The 19,436-nt window shown below is 64.7% G+C and carries 20 protein-coding genes; 9 read left to right on the top strand and 11 right to left on the bottom strand.

Annotated features, from left to right (window positions below; all coding sequences use genetic code 11):
• Positions 1-92: 92 nt before the first annotated feature.
• Entirely contained in the window at positions 93-413 is a 321-nt protein-coding gene (locus tag AC5Y5O_RS08440; protein ID WP_096288100.1) for a hypothetical protein, read from the bottom strand.
• Between the two features lie 167 nt (positions 414-580).
• Here AC5Y5O_RS08440 and AC5Y5O_RS08435 point away from each other — a divergent pair, with 167 nt between their 5' ends.
• Complete coding sequence (locus AC5Y5O_RS08435; protein ID WP_096288098.1) at positions 581-1,390, top strand: NlpC/P60 family protein; 810 nt, start codon at positions 581-583, stop codon at positions 1,388-1,390.
• Positions 1,391-1,423: 33 nt separating this feature from the next.
• Here AC5Y5O_RS08435 and AC5Y5O_RS08430 read toward each other — a convergent pair whose 3' ends face one another.
• Entirely contained in the window at positions 1,424-1,738 is a 315-nt protein-coding gene (locus AC5Y5O_RS08430) for a DUF732 domain-containing protein (protein WP_243394052.1), read from the bottom strand.
• Positions 1,739-1,972: 234 nt separating this feature from the next.
• On the opposite strand from AC5Y5O_RS08430, the gene AC5Y5O_RS08425 reads away from it, so the two are divergent.
• On the top strand, positions 1,973-2,536 hold the full coding sequence (locus AC5Y5O_RS08425; RefSeq protein WP_500024638.1) for an FKBP-type peptidyl-prolyl cis-trans isomerase: 564 nt from the start codon (positions 1,973-1,975) through the stop codon (positions 2,534-2,536).
• Between the two features lie 326 nt (positions 2,537-2,862).
• Here the strand turns inward: AC5Y5O_RS08425 and AC5Y5O_RS08420 are convergent, their stop codons facing one another.
• A complete protein-coding gene (locus AC5Y5O_RS08420) occupies positions 2,863-4,086 on the bottom strand; it encodes a type III PLP-dependent enzyme (RefSeq protein ID WP_500024636.1) in 1,224 nt (407 codons plus the stop codon).
• Positions 4,087-4,377: 291 nt separating this feature from the next.
• Between AC5Y5O_RS08420 and AC5Y5O_RS08415 the strand changes: the two genes are divergently transcribed.
• Positions 4,378-5,328, top strand: a complete 951-nt coding sequence (locus AC5Y5O_RS08415; RefSeq protein ID WP_243394050.1) for a GGDEF domain-containing protein — start codon at positions 4,378-4,380, stop codon at positions 5,326-5,328.
• Here the strand turns inward: AC5Y5O_RS08415 and AC5Y5O_RS08410 are convergent.
• Complete coding sequence (locus AC5Y5O_RS08410) at positions 5,325-5,768, bottom strand: limonene-1,2-epoxide hydrolase family protein (protein ID WP_096288090.1); 444 nt, start codon at positions 5,766-5,768, stop codon at positions 5,325-5,327. The two genes, AC5Y5O_RS08415 and AC5Y5O_RS08410, sit on opposite strands and share 4 nt — an antisense overlap.
• Before the next feature lie 188 nt (positions 5,769-5,956).
• Between AC5Y5O_RS08410 and AC5Y5O_RS08405 the strand changes: the two genes are divergently transcribed.
• Positions 5,957-7,591, top strand: a complete 1,635-nt coding sequence (locus tag AC5Y5O_RS08405; RefSeq protein ID WP_500024633.1) for an L-lactate permease — start codon at positions 5,957-5,959, stop codon at positions 7,589-7,591.
• Positions 7,592-7,602: 11 nt separating this feature from the next.
• Here AC5Y5O_RS08405 and zwf read toward each other — a convergent pair whose 3' ends face one another.
• Positions 7,603-9,102, bottom strand: a complete 1,500-nt coding sequence (gene zwf, locus AC5Y5O_RS08400) for a glucose-6-phosphate dehydrogenase (RefSeq protein WP_096288086.1) — start codon at positions 9,100-9,102, stop codon at positions 7,603-7,605.
• 54 nt (positions 9,103-9,156) lie between these two features.
• On the bottom strand, positions 9,157-10,005 hold the full coding sequence (locus AC5Y5O_RS08395) for an LLM class F420-dependent oxidoreductase (RefSeq protein ID WP_500024631.1): 849 nt from the start codon (positions 10,003-10,005) through the stop codon (positions 9,157-9,159).
• A gap of 194 nt (positions 10,006-10,199) precedes the next feature.
• On the opposite strand from AC5Y5O_RS08395, the gene AC5Y5O_RS08390 reads away from it, so the two are divergent.
• A complete protein-coding gene (locus tag AC5Y5O_RS08390) occupies positions 10,200-10,841 on the top strand; it encodes a cutinase family protein (RefSeq protein WP_500024629.1) in 642 nt (213 codons plus the stop codon).
• A gap of 38 nt (positions 10,842-10,879) precedes the next feature.
• A complete protein-coding gene (locus AC5Y5O_RS08385) occupies positions 10,880-12,058 on the top strand; it encodes a glycosyltransferase (protein ID WP_500024627.1) in 1,179 nt (392 codons plus the stop codon).
• 6 nt (positions 12,059-12,064) lie between these two features.
• Here AC5Y5O_RS08385 and AC5Y5O_RS08380 read toward each other — a convergent pair whose 3' ends face one another.
• Positions 12,065-12,994, bottom strand: a complete 930-nt coding sequence (locus AC5Y5O_RS08380) for a DMT family transporter (RefSeq protein ID WP_165796409.1) — start codon at positions 12,992-12,994, stop codon at positions 12,065-12,067.
• A 115-nt stretch (positions 12,995-13,109) separates the two neighbouring features.
• On the opposite strand from AC5Y5O_RS08380, the gene AC5Y5O_RS08375 reads away from it, so the two are divergent.
• On the top strand, positions 13,110-13,658 hold the full coding sequence (locus AC5Y5O_RS08375; protein WP_500024623.1) for a thioredoxin family protein: 549 nt from the start codon (positions 13,110-13,112) through the stop codon (positions 13,656-13,658).
• 188 nt (positions 13,659-13,846) lie between these two features.
• The gene (locus tag AC5Y5O_RS08370; protein WP_500024621.1) at positions 13,847-14,605 is read left to right on the top strand and encodes a cutinase family protein; all 759 of its coding nucleotides are present in this window, start codon (positions 13,847-13,849) and stop codon (positions 14,603-14,605) included.
• A 4-nt stretch (positions 14,606-14,609) separates the two neighbouring features.
• Here AC5Y5O_RS08370 and AC5Y5O_RS08365 read toward each other — a convergent pair whose 3' ends face one another.
• Positions 14,610-15,422 (bottom strand): MOSC domain-containing protein, encoded by an 813-nt coding sequence (locus AC5Y5O_RS08365; RefSeq protein ID WP_500024619.1) that lies wholly within the window; start codon positions 15,420-15,422, stop codon positions 14,610-14,612.
• Positions 15,423-15,499: 77 nt separating this feature from the next.
• Positions 15,500-15,904 carry a PPOX class F420-dependent oxidoreductase gene (locus AC5Y5O_RS08360; protein ID WP_096291166.1) on the bottom strand — a complete coding sequence of 135 codons (405 nt, stop codon included), beginning with the start codon at positions 15,902-15,904 and terminating at the stop codon, positions 15,500-15,502.
• Positions 15,905-15,990: 86 nt separating this feature from the next.
• On the opposite strand from AC5Y5O_RS08360, the gene AC5Y5O_RS08355 reads away from it, so the two are divergent.
• Complete coding sequence (locus tag AC5Y5O_RS08355) at positions 15,991-17,034, top strand: class I SAM-dependent methyltransferase (protein ID WP_096288073.1); 1,044 nt, start codon at positions 15,991-15,993, stop codon at positions 17,032-17,034.
• A 19-nt stretch (positions 17,035-17,053) separates the two neighbouring features.
• Here the strand turns inward: AC5Y5O_RS08355 and AC5Y5O_RS08350 are convergent, their stop codons facing one another.
• Complete coding sequence (locus tag AC5Y5O_RS08350; RefSeq protein ID WP_500024616.1) at positions 17,054-18,565, bottom strand: FAD-dependent oxidoreductase; 1,512 nt, start codon at positions 18,563-18,565, stop codon at positions 17,054-17,056.
• A gap of 58 nt (positions 18,566-18,623) precedes the next feature.
• Positions 18,624-19,394, bottom strand: a complete 771-nt coding sequence (locus AC5Y5O_RS08345; protein WP_096288069.1) for an ATP synthase subunit B family protein — start codon at positions 19,392-19,394, stop codon at positions 18,624-18,626.
• Between the last annotated feature and the right edge of the window lie 42 nt (positions 19,395-19,436).

Here is a 19,436-nt window from a genome sequence, read left to right as displayed (position 1 = left end):
GCATTCGCTTCGCAAATTGGCTATTCGGAATTAAACACTGCCTGAGCTCGGCATTGTTTCCGTTGCATTAGTCGCCCCCTCGCCTGCGAGTATCAGCCCGGCGGCGGTACCACCGGCGGACGGCACACGTTGGCTCCCGGATCCCACCACCAGCCGTTGTCGCACGCCAGCGCTTGTGGGCCCACGCCGAGTGGCCGGCAGATGTTGGCCGTCGGATCCCACCACTGGCCCGCGTCACATGCCAACGGTTGCGGCCCGACACCGAGCGGCCGGCAGACCTTGCCCGTCGGGTCCCACCACTGCCCGTCGGCGCAATCGGCCGAACTCACCGCCGGCGCCACGACCGTCGTGGTTGCGATGGTGGCCAGCGTCAGCATGACGACGGCAGCGAGATGGCGAACGCACGTCCTCAATTCGGGTCTCCCCTCGCGGTGTATTCATCATCGAACCGCGCCCCGGTATAGAGGTCAACCCGTCGTCCTGAGGCGGCGGGAAGCGGGTGCTCATCCGTTGTGCCCTCCTAATATTGCTTCGTCAGCGCCGATCATTTGACTGAGCAGGGAGTCCGTTGACCCGTCGAATGAAGCTTCCTATCCCGATGCTGTTCGCCGTCTGCGTAGCCGGTTCGGTTCTCGCCGGCGCCCCGGCCGGAATCTCGCGGGGCGATACCGCTGAGGCCTACCCTTTCTCGTGCACCCGAGACTCGTTGACGGCGGATTTCGGTAGCCGTGACGCGCTGCCGCAAAGCCCTGTTCCGACGTCGGACTGGTACCGCACGGGTGCCGAGGGCCATTACTTGAATCAGGGCTGGGGACCGGCAGCGGACGCGTTGCCGCCGCCGTCCATCCCGTCGGGGGCGGGTTGTGATGCCGGCACGTGGAAGCGGGAACGGATCCTGGCTACGGCGATGCGCTACATCTACGCCCCCGACAATGCGCTGGGGCTGCAATACCGCCACCATCACATTCCCGGCTGGGACCCGCCGGCCTCGACCCATGCCGGTGCTGCCGAGGAGAATCCGGACACCGACAGCCCGAATGAGATTGCCTGGAGCCCCGGGCGAGGCTTGGACTGTTCCAATTTCACTGCGTGGGTCTACAACTACGGTTTGGGCATCAAGTTCAACGGCGATGTCCACCAGCAATACGACGGCAAGGCGGGCCCGATGGGCACTCGTATCCCCAAAGATGGCAGCTTTGTGCCGGGAGACCTAATTTATCTGCATCCCAATGGAACTGAGAGTCAAGCCTCCCACGTGGTCATTTACATCGACGACCAACACATCATCGACAGCCGTGTGAGTGCCCAGAACGTGATCGGAGTCCAGATTCGAAATCGGCAGGGCTGGTACCGATCCGCTGTCCTCGGTGCGTGGCGGCCGATCGTGTGATGACCGCGAACGATCGTGGGCCCGTTCAGCTGGTCAGGTGCAAAGCGACGGGGCGTCGCACACATTGCCGGGGCAGTACACCGAGTGTGCGGCGTTGACCATCGTTCCGACATCCGGCAGCGTCACGCTGCGCTTGTCCAAGTGTGCGTGTACTTCATCGGCAATCTGTTGTGGCGTCCAACCCCAGGTGAGGTCGTAGCAGATGAGGTGCGCCTCCCCGATGAGTGCCTCTTCCGTCTGCGGCGGCCACGTCAGGCCCACGGCGCGCAACTGATTGAGGTACGCCTCGTCTTGTGGGGTAACGGCATTGGCAGTCGCCGCGCTCGTCACCATTGCAGCGCCAGCCATCATGGGGATCGCGAGTCCAGCAAGCCAGCGAGGTGAGGGCATTTGCTTCCCTTCCGTTCTTTTCCCGTAAGCAAGGGCGCCAGTGCGTGCAAAGCAGCGCAGATATGGAGAATAGCGAATTGCCCGCGCAGTGACTCGTCAAATGACGACCACCCGACGAACGGGGCGGCAACCGCGTCGGGCAGAGCGGCGCACCGCGGGTCCGGCGATGTCGGAAAAGCACGTAGCTGTAGCGTGACGCCGGTGAAGTCTCTCCGGGTGTACTCCTCGATCGTGTTCGCGGCCTGCGCGGCAGTCGTTCCGATGTTCACTGGATCGGGAACGGCCATCGCGGCGGCCTCGTGCCCCACCGCGGCGCCACCGGCAGGTGGCACACCCGACTGGACGCTGTCAGGGACCACCGGCAGCATCGCCGTCGTCGGACCCACGGATACGACCGCACCCCGGGTGACCGTCACGGCGCCGTTCAGCGTGAACCAGACGCAGGTACACGCGCTGCATGTCGCAGACGGGCCCGTGGTGTCACCGACTGCCAAGGTGTCCGTCTGCTACATGGGGGTCAACGGACGCGACGGGTCCGTGTTCGACAGCAGCTTCGACCGGGGTGCCCCGGTCGACTTCCCGCTTACCGGCGTGGTGCCCGGCTTTCAGAAGGCCATCGCCGGTCAGAAGGTCGGTTCCACGGTCGCCGTAGCGATGGTCCCCGCGGATGGTTATCCGGAAGGCCAGCCCAGCGCGGGCATCCGGCCGGGCGATTCGCTGATCTTCGCGATCAAGATTCTTTCCGCCGCCGGCTGAGCCGTCGGCACTAGATTTGAAAAGCGCTGTGCCGTAACTCCTGTCGCGCGAAACCCAGCGCGCGGGCTGCTGGCCTTTGGTAGCGGATCGTAAAGCACTGCTGTCCAACAGCTTTAGGTTCGCCATAACCGGTCCATGGTTGCTACCGCGTACACGACGTTGATCCCGGCTTCGAGCAGATTCGTCGAAGCGCTGCCAATGAGGCGTTATCACTAAGTGCTGCAACCTCTTTCGATTGCGGTAGCGATGATGCGAGCGTGGCGTGCGCCCAGACGAATACATTCAAGGCGTGCGTTGCTGTCTTGGTGGCCGCGCTCGTGATGGCGTCAACGCCTTCCCGGGCAATAGACGCTGCCCGCAATGGGTTCGACCTCATTGGCCCCTTGCCGCGCCACCACGACGGGAGTGGCCGGGATGCCGTTGAATCTCGATGCCGAGACCATCGTGTAAGCACCCATCAGCGGGCTGACGACCACGTCTCCCACTGCCAGCTGCGGCATTGGGTAGTCACGAGCCACCACGTCGATGCTGTCGCACGTCGGACCGCCCAGGGTGACGGGTTGGTACGGCATCGATCTGTGTCCGTCGAGTTCGCGGAGGGCAAGAATCGGCGGTTCGACGTCAGCCGCCACATTTGAGTAGCTTCCGTACACACCGTCGTCGAGGTAGTGCCACAGTTGACCCTCCCGCGCTGACGTGCCGACGACACTGGTAAGCAGCGTCATGCAGTCGCCCACCAGGAACCGCCCCGGTTCGGCCAGCAGGATGAACTCCGAGCGGCGTGCTCCGAACGCGTCGTCGACGGCCGAAGAGATCGCATCAATCGACGGGATGGGTTCGCGGTAGGTGACCGGAAACCCGCCGCCGATGTCGATAATCCGGGTGTCGGCGCCCAATGTCCGCCGAATGCGGTCGACAAGTTCAAGCGTTGCCCGCACGGCAGCCCGGTACGGCTCGGCCGATGTCGCCTGGCTACCGATATGGAAGCTGAAGCCGGCAAATCCGACTCCAGCGAACATCAGGTGCTCGACCACCAACTCCGCTTGCCCGGGAGTCACGCCGAATTTGCTCGAAAGATCGTATTTGGCAGACGGATTGGGGAACGACAGCCGTACCAGGACCTCGATGTCGCTCGGCCGGCCAATGAATTTCTGGGCCTCCAGTGGATTGTCTACGACGAACGTGCGGATGCCGGCCCGGTAGGCGTAGTCAATGTCAGAAGGCTTCTTGATCGGATGACTGTGAATGCAGCGATTCATCGGCAGTCCCAAGCTGCGAAGCACGTCGATTTCGCCGCTGCTCGCAACCTCAAAGCCGCCGCCACAATCAGCCAGGGCGGTCACGACCGCCGGGTGCGGCAGTGCCTTTACCGCGTAATGCAATGCGAATTCGCGCAAGTGAGTGCTCAGGAGTCGGTACTGCGTCACCACTCGCTGCAGATCGAGTACCAACAGTGGGGTGCCGTGTTCGGCCAGCAGCTGATTCCACCGCTGTGCCGATGCCTGCCGGCGCAGCGAATCACGCAGCTGCGACCGTATAGCGGGATTCATCCTTGAACTCCTCATCGTGCCGGCTGGGGCAGGAACGTCTTAACCGTTCGTAACTGAAGGCTCCACACGAGACACGCGCCCTCAGCGATCCCGGCGTTGAAAGGCCCTCTACGGGAATGGTTTTCGGTCAACTCGAGGTCGTTCGTCTGTCGCGCCAACATTATTTGCCCACGCCCCGCCCTTCGGCACATCGAGCAGGTGTTGGTCAGGTATTCGCCGGCGAGCCCCGCTGTTATACAGCCGTTCATTACCGGCAGCGAAGGCTGTCCTACGTGTGCTTATTCTGTGCAAGTGCCATGGCGTACCGAACCCCGACCGACCACGAGGGTTTGGCATGCGATCGGCCTGACCGCGTTCTTGGTGATGCTCTCCCTTTATGCCGCGGCGGGGTACATCTACCGTGCTGGATTCAGCCCCGGGTTCTTGTGGGTTCTCGGCGGCTGCGCGGTCGCTGCGGTGCTCGTCGCGGTCCTCGGCCGGTGGCGAGGCTGGCAAGAGCGGCGCGCACTGTTGTTCGGCTGGCCGGTGGCGTCATTGCTCGGGACGGTTCTGGTCGGAGCCGTCGAGCCCGGTGCGACCCAGAACCTTCCCGGCATCGTCACCGTCACCTTCGGCTACATCGGTCTCACCTGCGCGCGCTGGCGCTCGCTCGCCTTCGTGCCACTCGGCGTGGCGGCCTTCGTTGTCGGCGGCAGCAAGGCCCTCCCCGGTTCGTTGACCACCGTGGTGTTGGCCGCCGCAATGTGGGTGATCGTCGCGGAGGTCCCGGCGTGGCTGATCGCACAACTCGAGGAGCAAAGCGCACTGCTCCGCAAGATCGCGCAGACCGACGCGCTAACCCAATTGTTCGACCGGAGCACGCTCGCAGCGCAGTTATCGACGCACGCCGATAGTTCGGCCGTGGCCCTTATCGATCTCGATAACTTCAAGAGCTACAACGACGCTTACGGCCATGAGGCCGGCGACGACGTCTTGATCGCCTTCGCCGACGCGATCCGATCGTCGGTCCGTATTGAGGACATCGCCTTCCGCATCGGTGGCGACGAATTCCTGCTGCTGCTCGTGGGCAACGACCGCGCCGAGGCCGAGCAGGTCGTCGATCGGCTCCGTCATCGCTGGGCGGAGCTCGGCGAGCCGGTCGGCTTCAGTGCCGGGATCGCTTCCGGGGAGCAGGATCTCATGCGGCTCGCGGACCAGCACATGTACGCCAACAAGCGCTCACGGGATTTGCCCGCCGACTAAGCCAGGGCGTCGAACATGTGGGCCGCTTCGATGCCGATCTGTTTTGCGACGTGGCTCGTGTCCCAGTATTCACGCCAGTGGGTGATCGCGCCGTCGTGGACTTCGAAGATCGCGACGACATAGAACGTGACCGGCTCGCCGCCGCCCAGTGAATTCACGTCAATTCGTTCGACTACAACCGTGTCACCCGTCGACACGATCGTGCGGATTTCGCTGCCCTCGATCATGCCCGTCGAAAGGCCGTTGTGCTTCTCCAGCTCCGCGCGGGCCGCGTCGCGTCCGGCGATCACGGGCGAGAGCGGCACATGCAGTTGCCACTGGAAGTCCTCCGCCACCAGACCAATTGCCGCGTCGATGTCGATGGTCTGCCCGTAGAAGGCGTGGATGAAGTCGAGCACCAGCTGCTCGGTGTCGTTCTTTGCGGCAGCACCTTGTGACATGTTTCTTCCTTTGCGGTTCGCCGGTCTCATCGATTGCGGCCGGCGGGCTGCCGGCGTGGAAGCTGGTGGAGACTCTACGCCTAAATAAATTGATTGATTTAACAACCTCTAAATCTTCTTCGGACATTAGTGGTTGTCAGCGCATTGATCGGCGGCACAGCGTCGTCGGTGATTCATAAGGTGCCAATATGTATCGTCAGATCCTCGATCCCCTTGCTCACTCTCTGGGTTTGAGTTCACTCGTGGCGGCCTCGCCGCTGGCGATGCTCTTTGTATTGCTCGGTGTTTTGCGACTGCGGGCGTGGATGGCTTCACTGATCTCGCTGGCCGTCGCGATGGCGATCGCAGTTTCCTTGTACCGCATGCCAATTGGCCAGGTGCTGCTCGCCAGCGGCGAGGGCGCCGTCTTCGGGTTCTTCCCGATCCTCTGGATCGTGATCAACGCGATCTGGGTGTATCAGATGACAGTGCAGACAGGACATTTCGATGTGCTGCGACGCAGCTTCGCCGGCATCAGCGACGACCATCGCATCCAGGCGATCATCATCGCGTTTTCATTCGGCGCGCTACTCGAAGCCCTGGCCGGATTCGGTGCGCCCGTGGCGGTCACCTCGGTGATGCTGCTGGCGCTCGGCTTCAAACCGCTCAAGGCCGCCGTGCTGGCGCTGGTCGCCAACACCGCACCGGTCGCCTACGGGGCGATGGCCACACCCATCATCGTTCTCGGCAAGGTATCCGGGTTGTCGAGTGACACGCTGGGCGCGATGGTCGGGCGTCAAACGCCCATACTTGCCGTCTTCGTCCCGCTGGCTCTGGTCGCAATCGTCGACGGCCGGCGCGGAATTCGGGACACCTGGCCCGTTGCGCTGACCGCGGGCGTCGTTTTCGGCGTCGGCCAATTCGCCACCTCGAACTACGTGTCGGTGCCGCTGGCCGACGTGGTGGCCTCGCTGCTGTCCGCCGGTACCGTGGTGCTACTGCTGCGGGTCCTGCGTGTGCAAACGGCACCGCGTACCGCGGTGGTGGTGGGGGGTCCCGCGGAGTCGCTGACCCCGGAGTTCGCCGAGAGCCCCGGGCGACCCGAGTCGCGCGCCGAGGTGGTTCGCGCCTACGCGCCGTACGCGATCATCATTGCGATTTTCGTGCTCTGCCAGATCCCAATCGTGAAGCAGTATCTCGACTACGCGACCTACACCGTGCATTGGCCGGGACTGCACCTGCTCACTGCCAAGGGCAGCCCATCGACGCTTCCGAACTTCACCTTCAACCTGCTGACCACGCCCGGCACCCAGATGCTCGTCGCGGGCATCATCGCGATGTCGGTGCTGCGTCTGTCGGCGGCCGGCGCGATCAAGGCTTACGGGGCAACGCTGTATCAGCTTCGCTGGGCGATCCTGACCGTAATGGCGGTGTTGGCACTGGCTTTCGTGATGAACGCCTCCGGACAGACCATTACTTTGGGAACATGGATGGCCGGGGCGGGTGGCGCTTTCGCACTGCTCTCCCCCATTCTGGGCTGGCTCGGCGTGGCGGTCACCGGGTCGGATACCTCGTCGAACTCCCTATTCGGTGCCCTCCAGGTGACGGCGGCGGCCAAGGCGGGGCTCTCGCCATTGCTGATGGCCGCCGGCAACAGCTCCGGCGGGGTGCTGGGCAAGATGATCTCGCCGCAGAACCTCGCCATAGCCGCGGCGGCGGTGGAAATGCATGGGAAGGAAGGCGATATCTTCCGCCGCGTGGTCCTGTGGAGTGCGGTGTTCTTGGTATTCATCTGCGTGCTATCAGGACTGCAAACGTCGGTCCTGTCGTGGATGGTGCTGTGACACTCGCCCCGCTAGGTCCTGGCTTCGCGCCAGCCCCGCTCGAACGGCAACCGCCACGCATTGGGGGCGATCAACTGGTGAATCGCGTTGGGGCCCCAGGTCCCGGGCGGATACACTTTGGCCGGTGGCGGGTCGTTGAGCAGTTCTTTCGAACGCTCCCATAGTGATTCGATGCCCTCGGCAGTGGTGAACAGTGTGTGGTCACCGCGCATCGCGTCGAGAATGAGCCGCTCGTAAGCTTCCAGTGTCTGGTCGGCAGTGTCGATCTCCCTCGAGGAGAACTGCATCGACAACTTGTCCAACTTCATCCCGGGTCCGGGCCGCTTGCCGTAGAAGGACAGCGAAACCTTGGAGTTGTCAGCCAGATCGAACGTGAGGTGATCGGGACCCTGAGTGCCCACTCCCGATCCCGGCGGGAACATGCTGCGCGGGGCTTCTTTGAAGGCGATCGAGATGATGCGGATGCCTTCGGCCATCTTCTTGCCGGTGCGTAGGTAGATCGGTACGCCGGCCCAGCGCCAATTGTCGATGCCGACCTTGAGCGCGATGAACGTCTCAGTGTCGGAATCGTTTGCCACCGCTGGCTCCTCGCGATACCCGTTGTATTGGCCGCGCACCACGTCGGAGGTCTTCACCGGCAGCATCGAGCGGAACACCTTGTTCTTCTCTTCGCTGATGGCATACGGCTCGAGGGCGGTTGGCGGCTCCATCACCACGAATGCCATCACTTGGAACAAGTGCGTGACGACCATGTCTTTGTAGGCGCCGGTGCTTTCGTAGAAATTCGCCCGCTGGTCAAGACCCAGGGTTTCTGGAATGTCGATCTGGATGTGGTCGATGAAGTTGCGGTTCCAGATCGGCTCGAACAGTCCGTTGGCGAAGCGGAAAGCGAGGATGTTTTGCGCCGCCTCTTTGCCCAGGAAGTGGTCGATGCGAAAGATCTGTGATTCATCGAACGTGTCGTGCAGGAAGTCGTTGAGGGCTACCGCGCTTTCCAGGTTGGTGCCGAACGGCTTTTCCATCACCACCCGGGAGCGCTCGACGAGATTCGCGTCGCGCAGCATGACGATGACGTCGCGTGCCGCTTTCGGCGGGACGGACAGGTAATGCAGTCGCCGTACCTTCGGGCCCAGGTTTGCCTCGGCCTCGGCGACCGCGGCGGCCAGTGCCTCGGGTCCGGCACTCTGTGGGACGTAGCGCACGATCTTCGAGAAGTCGGCCCACTGCTCGGGGGTGAGCTTGTGGGTCCCGTACGAGTCGATCGCGTTCTTTGCGAGATCCCGGAACTCGTCGTCCGACATCTCTTCGAGCGACGTCGCGACGACCTGGATATCGGGCGCCAGCTCGGACTGGTCCAGGTAGGCCAGGCCCGAGATCAGCTTGCGCTTGGCCAGGTCCCCCGTGGCGCCGAACAGCACGATGACGTGGGGGTCCAGCGGGTCGTAGTCGTGGCGGCGCGGACGCGATTCCGGCGCCGGGTAAGAGATCGTTTGCGGTTTCTTATCGGCCACGCCCGTGATACTTCCACTGATGCGCCCGGTCCGCAGCCCTCGGGCTGCCATCGATTACCGATCGCGCCAGGCGAGCATCGTCTCCAGCTCCGCGAAGTCGTACCCGTTGTCGTCGGGATGGATTTCAGTGGTGAACAGTGTGACGCCCTCGTCGAGGAAGGCGTCGGCGGTCTTGGCATCGGTCCACGCCATCGCACGTTCGATGCCGGCTTCGTCGCGGCCGGCCTGGGTGGCGAGCCGTTTGAGGAGATCGTTCTTGCGACGGAATTCCTCGATGGGCTCGAAGCTGTGCCAGATGTGGGCGTGCCGTGCGGCGGCGGGAATGGTGCGCCGCTCACCGCCTCCGCCGATCAGGATCGGGATCTGGCGCAACGGGCTGGGAGTCAAATGGTTGAGCCGATACTCGATGCGCTGCAAGCCTTCGTCGAACTGATCCATCCTCGATCGCACCGTGCCGTACTCGTAGCCGTACGCGATGAAATCCTGCGGATACCAGCCGGCCCCGAGCCCCAGGATCAAGCGCCCTCCGCTGATGTGATCGACGGTGCGTGCCATATCCGCAACCAGGTCGGGGTTCCGATACGGCATCCCGCTGACCAGCAGGCCGATTTCGGCGCGTCTGGTGATCTCACCCCAGGACGCCAGGGCCGTCCACGCTTCGAAGTTGTTGACCTCGGGCTGCTCGTCCTGGAGCTGCGGAGTGCCGTCGACGATGTCGACAAACGGCTTATGAAAGTGGTCGTAGCCGAAGATGGCGTCAGCGCCGAGCTCCTCGGCACGCAGCACCGCCTGCCGCCACGTCCGGTAGTCGGGCGTTCCACCAGCCCACAGCTGAACGCCTATCCGTACCGGATGCTTGGCGGACGCTGTGCCGTTCTTGGCTCCGCTCGTCGGGTCGGTCACGCTTCCTAGCCTTTCGACACCCAGGGTGGATCGTTACGGCGTCGCCGGGTTACCTACGCTCAAACTGAGCGAACACGGCGTTCCTTCCCAGCGGCAAGTACCTCATTTTTTATAGGTGGCCCCTCAGCTCCTCCGCACCCGGGTAAAGCGAGCCGCCGGTACGGCCGTCTCGGTCGGTATGTCAGCATTTGAGAATGAGTGCACTCAGGCTTGTTCGAATTGTCGGCGTCGCTGCAGCGATGATGTGGGCGCTGGTTGGTGCGCCGATTTCACCTATCGCGTCGGCCGATCCCTGCTCTGACGTCGAGGTGGTGTTCGCTCGAGGCACGCACCAGGAGCCCGGCCTCGGGAACATCGGTCAAGCATTCACCGACTCCCTGACGTCGCAGCTCGCCGGGAAGTCCGTCGGGGTCTACGCGGTCAACTACCCGGCCAACGACGACTACCACGCCAGTGCTCCGGCCGGCGCCGATGACGCAAGCGGGCACATCCAGGGCACCGTAGCCAGCTGCCCCAAGACGAAGATCGTGCTCGGTGGATACTCCCAGGGATCGACGGTGATCGACCTCGCCACTCAGGCGATGCCGCCCACGGTCGCCAACCATGTCGCCGCGGTCGCCTTGTTCGGCGAACCGACCAGCCAGTTCTCCAGCGCGCTGTGGGGCGGTCAACCGCTGCCGACCATCAATCCGATCTACAGCGGCAAAACCATCAGCCTGTGCGCGCAAGACGACCCGATCTGCTCGGCGGGCGGCAACATCATGGCGCACGTCTCGTATATCCAGTTGGGGATGACCAATCAGGCCGCGACCTTCGCTGCCAACAAGGTCCGTTAACCGGGCCGTCGCGCAGCGCCGCGAGTGAGGTTACGCCGATGAAATGCGTGCTGGCCGGTTATGGGAGTCGTGGCGATGTCGAGCCGCTGGCTGCTGTCGGCCGGGAGCTGATGCGACGTGGTCACGAGGTGCAGATGGCTGTGGCGCCCAACATGGTGCCCTTCGTCGAATCCGCGGGGCTGGCCGCGGTCGCGTATGGCCGGGACACGCGGGAACAGATGGACTTCGCCGCGGCCTTCGTCGGAACGATCTCGAATCCGGTCACGATGTGGGCCGACATTGCCCAGCATGTCAACGAGATCAAGGCCGAGAAGAGTACGGCGCTGGCGGCATTGGCGCACGGAGCCGACCTGCTGGTCGCGGCCTTCAACGAGCAGGGCCTGGCCGCCAATGTCGCGGAGTACCACGGCATTCCGCTCGGCGCGCTGCACTATTTCCCGGCCCGGATTTTGGCGTCCGGCGAATTCGGTCCGCAGATCACCAAGCAGACCGACGACGCGCAGCGCCACGCGCTCGGCTTGTCGGAGGTCGCCGGGGATGCGGCCCGGCCGACTGTAGAGCTCCAGGCATATGACGAGATCTGCTTGCCGGGAACGGCAGCCGAATGGCTGGACTCGGCGGTGCCGGCGCTGTTCGTCGGCGCGCTGACGCTGGGACTGTCCGCCGATTCCGACGACGAAGTGCTCTCCTGGATCGCCGACGGCACGCCGCCCATCTACTTCGGTTTCGGCAGTACGCCGCTTGCCTCGCCGATGGAGACCGTCGCCGTGATCAGCGAGGCCTGCGCACGGGTCGGCGAGCGGGCGCTGGTTTGCACCGGCCCGAACGACGTCGCCGGCCTCCCGGACGTCGAGCACGTGAAGGTGGTGGCCGCGGTGAACCATGCCGTCGTCTTTCCGCGGTGCCGCGCCGTCGTCCACCATGGCGGCGCCGGGGCCACGGCCGCCGGGCTTCGGGCCGGAATGCCCACCTTGATCCTGTGGTTCTGGCTCGATCAGCCAGTCTGGGCGGAAGGGGTCAAACAGCTGAAAGTTGGCTCCGGGCGGGCCTTTATGGAAAGCACCCTGGACTCGGTGGTGGCCGACCTGCAGGGCATCCTCACCCCTGAACGCGCGGCTCGGGCCCGTGAAGTTGCCTCGCTGATGAGCACGGCTGACGAAAGCCTTGCGCGCGCTGTCGATTTCCTCGAGCGGGCGGCCGTCAAGCAACCGCGATAGCACGGCCTACGTGATGATCACGTCGTCTTCGTTAGCATGCGGTGTGCCAACATCTTTGGCGGCTGGATGGCTCACACCGGGTGCCTGGTCGCGTGCCAGCGCGACGGTAGATGCCACCATCGCGACGACGGCGACGAGCAGGCCGATCGCTGCCGAGCCACGCACCGCTAGATGTTCGCCGAGCACGATGACTCCGAGCAGCACCGCGACGACAGGCTCCCCCACCAGCATCAGCGGCACCGAGGCCTGTAATGCGCCGGCGTGAAAGGCCGAGCTCTGCACCATGGTGACCGCCACTGCCAGCACGACCAACAGGTACGGGGCCGGCACGGTCAGAAGTCCGTGCCATCCGCCGATGGCGTAGCGGTGCGTGCAGATCTTCGTCAGCACGGCCACCATGCCCAGCAGGACCGCCACCGTGACCGCCAGCAGCATCGCGCGGGTCCGGCCGTGGGTGCGCCGGGCCGCGACGAGACACACGATGACCAGCGGCGCGGTGAGCATCACCGCCATCGTCCAGGACGGGATCGGCGAACGGTGATGGCCCTCGCGGGGCTGACCGACGAGCACGAACGCCGCCAGCGCCACGGTCAACACAATCGCCCAAGCCCACTCGGCTCCGGTGATGTGCTGATGGCAAAGCCGCGCGCTGAGCGGCAGGGCAAACAGCAGCGACGACACCAACAGCGGCTGCACCAGCAGCAGGGATCCGTTGGCCAGGGCCAGTGCCTGAAACACGTAGCCGGCGATGGCGGCGAGAATCCCGGCCCACCACAACGGCTGGCGAACCACGCTCGTCACCGTGGGTCGGGACTGGTCCCCGTCAGTCGGCACGCTTTGGGCGACGCGTTGTCGAACGACGATGCCGACTGCTGCCCAAAACGCGGCGAGTAAACCGCAGAAGATCGCGACGGCGTGCGAGATCACCCACCCCATGTTTCGGACTGGTACCCCGGATTGCAACGCCGCTAACTCTGGCCACACGAGATGCAGCCTTCCGCACCCGCGATCGGTGGCGGTCGCCGGGGCGCGACGGACTAGTCTGGCGGGCATGGCAATCGAGTCGACAATGCTCGCCCTCGGCACGCCCGCGCCGCCGTTCACGTTGCCCGACCCCGCAACGGGTGCCCTGGTCAGCCTCGACGAGCTCACCGGTCCGGCGCTGGTCGTCAGCTTCATCTGCAACCACTGCCCGTACGTCAAGCATGTTGCTGCGGGGCTGGCCGCTCTGGGCAGAGACCTCGCCCAGCAAGGCGTCGCAATGGTGGGAATTTCCAGCAACGACGTCGTCACCTACCCGCAGGACGGGCCCGACGAGATGGTCACCGAGGCCCGCCGCCACGGCTGGACATTTCCGTACCTGTACGACGAGACGCAAGACGTTGCCCGCGCCTTCTCGGCGGCGTGCACGCCGGACACGTTCGTGTTCGACGGTGAGCGCCGACTCGTCTACCGTGGCCAGCTCGACGACTCCCGCCCCAAAAACGGCCTGCCGGTAACGGGCGCCGACGTCCGGGCAGCCGTCGACGCGGTGCTGGCCGGACGGCCGGTCAACGCGGATCAGCGGCCGTCGATAGGCTGCGGCATCAAATGGCGTTGAGCCGACTTCACGCCGACAGCCCGCGATAACTCCACCCTGTTCTGGCCGGTGCTAACTACTTCCATCCTCGGGGCGTGAATTCGACTGCGGCTGTGCGCTGTTCGCACGGCGGATACGCCACTGCAGTTTAGCTCGGCGCGTTTGCTGCAAACGCGTGTGGAATATCACTCGTTTGGTGATCGGCCGAGATGGGCATTTATTTGGACATGATTGCCGGTTACGTCATTCGCATGGTGGGTGCTGCGGCCGCAGCAACTGCGAGTCTTGGTGCCTCTGTCCTCTTTTCACCCGTCCCCTCGTCCGCTGAGCCATGCCCCGACGTTCAGGTGGTGTACGCCCGCGGTACCGGCGAGCCCGAGGGGGTCGGCGCGACCGGGCAGGCCTTCATCGACAACCTGCGCGGACGCGAGGGTGGAAAGTCGGTCGACGTCTACGCGGTCAATTACCCCGCCAGCAATGAGTGGAACACCGGGCTCGACGGCATCCGGGACGCGGGCGCGCACGTCGTGTCGATGGCGGCCAGCTGCCCCAAGACCAAGATGGTGCTCAGTGGATTTTCCCAAGGCGCGGCCGTGATGGGTTTCGTGACGTCGGATGCGGTGCCCGCAGGTGTCGACCCGGCAACCGTGCCCAAGCCACTGGCGCCCGAAATCGCCGACCACGTCGCCGCGGTGGTGCTTTTCGGTATGCCCAACGTGCGGGCCATGAACTTCCTGGGTGAGCCGCCGGTCGTCATCGGACCGACCTATCAAGCCAAGACGATCAAGGTGTGTGCGAACGAGGACCCGGTGTGCTCGGACGGTATGAACTTCGCCGCTCACAACACCTACGCCGACGACGGCACCATGATCGACAAGGGCGCGTCCTTTGCCGCCAGCCGGATCGACGCGGGCCCCGCCGGGCCGGCCACCGTGGTGCGCACGCCCCCCAGTAGCTTCGGCAACTAGGCGCCTACGGGTCGAGGGTGACCTGCTCGCCTACCCGGATGATCCCCGGAGTCGTGGCTTTGAAGTAGATCCCCGCGCAGGCGGCCACGCCGCAACTGCCTGCTAGCAAACGATTTTCGGCGGCGGGCGTCCGCAGTGCCTGCGGCGCCTTCGGCAGTGGCCCGTGCTCGAGTGTCGGCACGACACACCGTGGGGTGAGTTCCAGGCCGCGCAGCCGCACCGATCCGATGCCCAATTCGCGGTCGACCCAATCATTTTCGACATATGGCGGCCAGTCGGCCGGTGTCGCGATCACGAGATTCGGTCGGTAACGCAAGGCCTCCACCCCGATGTGGTCCAACGTGGCGGTGGTGATCGCGTGCAGCGGAGCATCGTCGGTAAACGAATCCCCCGGCGTGCCCAGCCCGATCTCCAAGATGCGGCCGGCGACGTCGGCGTCCAAACCGAGCTCGAGTAGCTTTTCCGGGTCCGGGCGCTCGACCGTCGCGCCGTTCGGACGCTTACCGACCAGTCGGACCGAGCGCCCCAACAACTTCGAGAGCACCTCGTTGGCGTCCGGATCATCGGCGGCGACCGTTGTACCGTCGGGCAGCCCGATGCTGACGTGACCGACATCCCCGATGGCAGTGCACTTCAGCAGGTCGCGCCATAGCCGGGCCTGTTTGGCGCTGCCCACGTGCCCCGTCGTGGTGTCCACGAGTGCGAGCCGCCGGTCTCCCTCGGCGCCACGTTCGTCTACGAACAAGCTCTCGACGTCCTCGCCAAGCATTGATTTCACCGGATAGCGGCGCATACTCTCGACCTGCATAGCGACCATCTTCCATCAGCTCGACACGGCTCATCGCCGCGGTTGACCGGCGGAGCCGCGAACGCGCCCGGTGAAGAGCACCGATATCACCCGCCGGGCGTCAGCGCGATCTGCAGGACGAACCGCGGCTTTCGGCCGCGGGCGACGAGGGCTTCGATGAAGGTCACTACGCGAAACTCCAAGCCGTACTTGCGTTTGACGAGCGATTCGACGCGCGTGACCGCCGCCGGGTCGGTGATCACCTCGGCGGTCCCGGAGAAGACGGGCTGACCGGAGGCGACCTTGCCGGTTCGACCGCACACGGCCAGCGTGACCCGGGGATCGCGTCGAACCCGCTTGACCTTCCACGAGTCTGCCGGCGTCCACACCAAGAGCCGTGCGCCGTCGCCGACGATCCACATCGGCGACGCGACCGCATCGCCGTTGCGCTTGAACGTCGTCAAGGACACGAATTTCTCGGCACCCAACTGGGCGGTCGCATCGTCGCTCATCCTCTCCCCTTCTCGGCCGCGATCGGCTCGCCGGCTATCCCGCGCCCCATTGTGCAGCCAGCGACTCGGTCGTGTACAAGAGTCTGATGGAGGATCGCGACCGCAGATCTTTCGACCCGGCGACGCTGCGCGACGCGATGGCCCGTCGGTTACACCGACGAACGATGTCGGAAGGGCGGCTCCATGTACCGGCCGTTCCCGGCATGCTCGACGAATACGTCAGAATGTGTACGACCGTCTTCGCAGGATTGGGCATACCGTACACAGACGAAGAGACCGTTCAGCTCAGAGCGGTGCTGGAAGGCGAGTTGGCGAAAGCCTTTAAGGCTTCGTCTCGTTCGAACATCGTCATAGAGTTCAATTCACCGTTCGGTACGACGCTGAATTACCGCGTCAAACCTCAGTGGGCGACGATCGGGGCTGATTACGACAGCTGGGTCGACACTCGCGAGGGGTCGCTGTTCGGCACCGAACCCGATGCTCGTGTCTGGTCGCTCGCCATGGCAGCCGACGATCCCAGCACCTGTCGGATACTCGACGTTGGCGCCGGCACGGGGCGAAATGCCCTCGCACTGGCCAAGCGCGGTCACCCGGTCGACGCGGTAGAGCTGGCCGGGAAATTCGCCGACATCATTCGTACCGAAGCCAAACGAATTTCGGTTGATATCAACGTCATCCAAAGCGATGTGTTCGTGGCGATGGAGGGCGTTAGCGGCGACTTTCAGCTGGTGGTGTTCTCCGAGGTGGTCCCGGACTTCCGGACGCCACAGGAGTTGGGCGGCATGTTCGAACTGGCCGCGCAGTGTCTGGCCGCCGGTGGATGTTTGGTGTTCAACGCGTTTCTGCCGCGCGAGGGCTACACGCCCGACGACGCCGCCCGACAACTCGGGCAGCAATGCCACACCATGATCTTCACCCGCGACGAGGTCAGCAAAGCCGCGGCCGGATTGTCGCTTGAACTCGTTTCCGACGAGTCGGCATACGAGTACGAGAAAGCCCATCTGCCGGAAGGCGCCTGGCCGCCCACGGCCTGGTTCGACGGATGGGCCAGTGGCCAAGACATTTTCGATGTCGAGCGGGAGGATTCCCCCATCGAATTGCGGTGGCTCGTATACCGGAAAGTGGGTTGAGCCAGTGTGACGAGCCGTGTCAATGCGATGCGGTCAAGTCTCTGGTGGCGGGCCCTTCCAGCAGCGTGCCGTCCGGCGCGAATCGCGACCCGTGCAGCGGGCACTCCCAGGCCTTGTCGGCGTCGTTCCAATTCACTATCCCGCCAAGGTGGGGGCAGACCGGCGAAACGCGGTGTTCGGTACCGTTGACGCGGCTCCTGGCCTCCAACTGCCATGGGAGTCCGCTTACCACGCCGCCCTCGTCGGGACCGGGGCTGCGCCGGCCGATCCGAGTAGCCGGGGTGATCCAGCCTTTCGCCAAATCGAATCCCACCTCGAGGTTGGCCTGTATGGCCGTGGGCAGGCCGGTCAGCTCGTGCGGGCTCCAGCTGGCGAACGCGCGCGCCCAGTCCATCCGGCCGCCCAAAATGCGGCTGGTCAGCGCCAGCGCCGCGGCGGCGCCGTTGGTCATGCCCCACTTGTTGAAACCCGTTGCGATATAGATGGATTCGTTATTCGGCAGGATCGGGCCTACGTATGGCAGATGGTCGATCGGCGTGTAATCCTGTGCCGACCAGAAATGAGTCTGCTCGGCGCCCGGAAAGTGTTTGAGTGTCCACGACGAGAGTTCGTCGAGGGCCTTGGCCGGACTCTTTTTGCGACCCACGGTGTGTCCGGCGCCCCCGACGATCAACAGCTCCCCGTCGGAGACGGGTGCGTACCGCACCGAACGTGTCGGTGAGTCGGTGGAAATCATCATCGGGCGGGTGATGTCGCCGGGCACCCTGAACGCCAGGCAGTACGACCGGCTGGGCTTCACTCGCGCGAAATATCCGCCGCGATCGAGGATGGGGATCCCGGTGGCGAGGATCAATTTCCCGGCCTCGAGTTCGATGTCGCGCTGTGCGGCGTCGTTCACCTGCACATGCACCTTGCCGCCGCGACTCGACACCCGCCGGACCCTGGTGTGCTCTACCAGTCGTCCGCCGCGGTCGAGCAGCTCGGCGGCCAACGCGTCCAGGAACTCCATCGGATTGAACTGCACCTGGTTGGGCAGCCGCACCCCGCCGTGGTACGGAAACGGCACGTCGGCATCGTCGGCCCACTCGACAGGCAGGCCAACCGCCTGGCACGCCTCCAGTTCCAAACGCGCCGACGGCACCCCCTTGGCGGACTGGGCGTAGGTGTAGGCGTCCTCGCGTTGCACGGCGATGCCACGCGACCGGCAATGCTCGACTATCCAATCCTGGCCCTCCCGGTTGCCTTCCACGTAGGCGCGGGCCAGCTCCTTGCCGTGCCGGGGCAACGCCTTCGACAGATGGGTGCCCTGCAGCAGGCTGATCTTGGCGGTGGTGTTTCCGGTGGCGCAGGCGCCGACGCTGCGCGCCTCCACCACCATCACCTCTTTGCCGGCACGGGCCAGCAGGACACCCGTCATCAGACCGGTGATGCCGGCGCCCACCACGATGATGTCGGCGGAGCGGGACCCGTCGTCGAGTTGGCTCGCAGTCCACGGCGGTTGGGTTCGATCGGCAAGCCACAGAGAAGTCATGGCAGGCCTGATACCCGGCGTTGCCACCCGGAAACGCGGCCGCGGCTCGGAGTCGTGGCTAGCTTCGCTGCAGGTGCGCTTTCGCTTCGCGGAGTAGTTCGGCGGCATCGTGGCTGGCTTGTTGCGCTTTGTCGTAGTTCTTTTCGGCGCGGTCGAGTTCGCGTTCCGCCCGGCGGAGATCGGCAAGCACCTCGTCACGACGCTCGCGGGCCGTCTGCCGTTCGGATTTCGACTGCGCCAGCTTGTCGTCGGCGTCGGCCTTTTCGCGCTCGGCGGTGGCGACCGCCGCGGCGAGTTCCTCCCGTCGGCGGTCAACCCTTTTCTCGCGGCCCTTCTCGGGCGATTTGGCGGGTGACGGTTCTGCGTCATCGCCGTACGCACCGAATCCCGACCATTGTTCGGGGCGGTCCAGTCGCCCCAGTCGCGCCCTGACCTCGGGATCGGCGATCGCGGCCTGCAGTGTGCTCGTGACGTCCTCACGCACCGCGGCGGACGCGCTGACGCCGGCCTGGTCAAAGGCGGACCGAACCAGGCCCTGGATCAGCCGGTGTTGCTCGCCGGACAGCTCGCGGATGCGGTGGCCATCCATCGCGGCATGCGCGGAACGCAGCCTGTCGCCCAGGTCGGCAATGCGCCGCGCGACGTCCTTGTCGCGGATCGCAAGTTGATTGACCACCCAGGCCGCGGTGGTCGGTTTGCGGCTGGCCGAGATCCGTTTGGCGGCGGCCTCGTCGCCTCGGCGCCGAGCGGCGGCGGACAATTCGGTGCGCTGGGCCGTGAACCCACTGGGCCGCACCGAATACAGCGCGTCGAGTTCGTCGTCGGCCATCACGCCATGATCTCTCGCAGACGTTTCAGGACGCGCCGGTGG

The organism is Mycobacterium sp. NGS40 (genome assembly GCF_059812735.1).
The sequence above is the reverse complement of the archived record's forward strand: the minus strand, read 5'-3'. Positions and strand labels throughout refer to the sequence as shown.

Excerpts from the sequence above, each read along its gene's own strand:
- AC5Y5O_RS08435 (WP_096288098.1), top strand. The coding sequence starts at position 581 with ATGAAGCTTCCTATCCCGATGCTGTTCGCCGTCTGCGTAGCCGGTTCG.
- AC5Y5O_RS08430 (WP_243394052.1), bottom strand. The coding sequence starts at position 1,738 with ATGGCTGGCGCTGCAATGGTGACGAGCGCGGCGACTGCCAATGCCGTT.
- AC5Y5O_RS08420 (WP_500024636.1), bottom strand. The coding sequence starts at position 4,086 with ATGAATCCCGCTATACGGTCGCAGCTGCGTGATTCGCTGCGCCGGCAG.
- AC5Y5O_RS08410 (WP_096288090.1), bottom strand. The coding sequence starts at position 5,768 with ATGTCACAAGGTGCTGCCGCAAAGAACGACACCGAGCAGCTGGTGCTC.
- AC5Y5O_RS08405 (WP_500024633.1), top strand. The coding sequence starts at position 5,957 with ATGTATCGTCAGATCCTCGATCCCCTTGCTCACTCTCTGGGTTTGAGT.
- AC5Y5O_RS08390 (WP_500024629.1), top strand. The coding sequence starts at position 10,200 with ATGAGTGCACTCAGGCTTGTTCGAATTGTCGGCGTCGCTGCAGCGATG.
- AC5Y5O_RS08385 (WP_500024627.1), top strand. The coding sequence starts at position 10,880 with ATGAAATGCGTGCTGGCCGGTTATGGGAGTCGTGGCGATGTCGAGCCG.
- AC5Y5O_RS08380 (WP_165796409.1), bottom strand. The coding sequence starts at position 12,994 with ATGGGGTGGGTGATCTCGCACGCCGTCGCGATCTTCTGCGGTTTACTC.
- AC5Y5O_RS08375 (WP_500024623.1), top strand. The coding sequence starts at position 13,110 with ATGGCAATCGAGTCGACAATGCTCGCCCTCGGCACGCCCGCGCCGCCG.
- AC5Y5O_RS08370 (WP_500024621.1), top strand. The coding sequence starts at position 13,847 with ATGGGCATTTATTTGGACATGATTGCCGGTTACGTCATTCGCATGGTG.
- AC5Y5O_RS08365 (WP_500024619.1), bottom strand. The coding sequence starts at position 15,422 with ATGGTCGCTATGCAGGTCGAGAGTATGCGCCGCTATCCGGTGAAATCA.
- AC5Y5O_RS08360 (WP_096291166.1), bottom strand. The coding sequence starts at position 15,904 with ATGAGCGACGATGCGACCGCCCAGTTGGGTGCCGAGAAATTCGTGTCC.
- AC5Y5O_RS08355 (WP_096288073.1), top strand. The coding sequence starts at position 15,991 with ATGGAGGATCGCGACCGCAGATCTTTCGACCCGGCGACGCTGCGCGAC.
- AC5Y5O_RS08350 (WP_500024616.1), bottom strand. The coding sequence starts at position 18,565 with ATGACTTCTCTGTGGCTTGCCGATCGAACCCAACCGCCGTGGACTGCG.
- AC5Y5O_RS08345 (WP_096288069.1), bottom strand. The coding sequence starts at position 19,394 with ATGGCCGACGACGAACTCGACGCGCTGTATTCGGTGCGGCCCAGTGGG.